Annotated in this window: 2 pseudogenes; both read left to right on the forward strand. The window is 74.3% G+C overall.

From position 1 onward, the window contains the following. Positions 1 to 506, forward strand: a pseudogene (locus EHS43_RS44915) (transcriptional regulator); the annotation flags it as partial. A 170-nt stretch (positions 507 to 676) separates the two neighbouring features. Then, positions 677 to 1170, forward strand: a pseudogene (locus EHS43_RS48630) (hypothetical protein); the annotation flags it as partial.

Consider the following 1170-nt stretch of genomic DNA (forward strand, 5'->3'; position numbering starts at 1 on the left):
GGGTGACACCGCGCGCGGAGGCGATGTTCCACGCGGCGGAGGCACGCGGGCACGCGCTCATGGGCGATGTGCGGGCCACCCAGCTGGCGTCCGGGCGGGCCGTGCACGCCCTGGAGGCGGCGGACCCCTCCTCCGGTGACGACCCGGCGTGGATCGCGCACTTCGACGAGGCCTATCTGGCCGACGAGTTGGCCCACTGCCACCGTGACCTCGGCCAGGCCGAGGCGGCGGCGCGGTGCGCGCAGGAGTCCCTGGACGGCCTCCCCGAGAACAAGGCGCGCCGGCGGGCCATCGGCCTGGTCCTGCTCGCCTCCGCACAGGTGCAGCAGCGGGAGGTCGAGCAGGCCTGCAACACGGGCCTGAAAGCGGTGGAGTTGCTGGAGACCCTGCGCTCCAACCGGGGCGCGGAGTACCTCGACGACTTCCAGCAGCGCCTGGAACCGTTCCGGGACGAGCCCGTCGTAAGGGAGTTCGGAGCCCGGCTGGACCTTCAGGCGGCCGCGTAAAGGGGGGCATACGGAGCGGATACGGGCCCGGAACCGTCACGTGATCTCCCGGGACTTGTTACTGCGGTCACAGGGGCGCAGGTCACGTCCTGTGCTACGTGGCACCGGGCTCGGAGGACCCGGTAGCGTGAGCCGACGATTCCGAAGTTCCCCCATAAGTAGGAGTCCCGGTGACGCAGAGTGGACAGGGCGAGCAGCCCTCGGCGCGCGAAGCGCGCGAAGGCATCGTGCTGCCCTCCGACGGCGGGGAACCCCTGCTGCCGGGACAGACGGGTGGACACGGCGGTCCGCAGCCCGGCTACGGCCCCCCGCAGCAGGGCCATTACGGCGGACCCCCGGAGCAGGGCGGTTACGGCGGACCCCCGCAGGCCGGCCGGTCCGCCCCGGCCGCCGAGGCGGGCTACGGCCAGCCGCCCGGCGCCCAGGCATGGGGCACCCCGTGGGGCCCCGACCAGCAGCAGGGCCAGGCGCAGCAGCAGGACCAGGCCCACCAGCCGCAGCCCCAGGACTGGCCGCAGCCGGCCGACCCGACCTGGGGCGCGCCCCAGCAGCCCGAGGGCATACCGGCCCAGCCCCAGGCCCAGCCCGCGCCGGCGTACGACACCGACGCGCCGACCTCCTACTACCTGCCGCCCGTCGGTCAGCAGGCCCCCCAGTCCCAGCC

The sequence above is a fragment of the Streptomyces sp. RP5T genome (assembly GCF_003933965.1).
GTDB lineage: Bacteria > Actinomycetota > Actinomycetes > Streptomycetales > Streptomycetaceae > Streptomyces.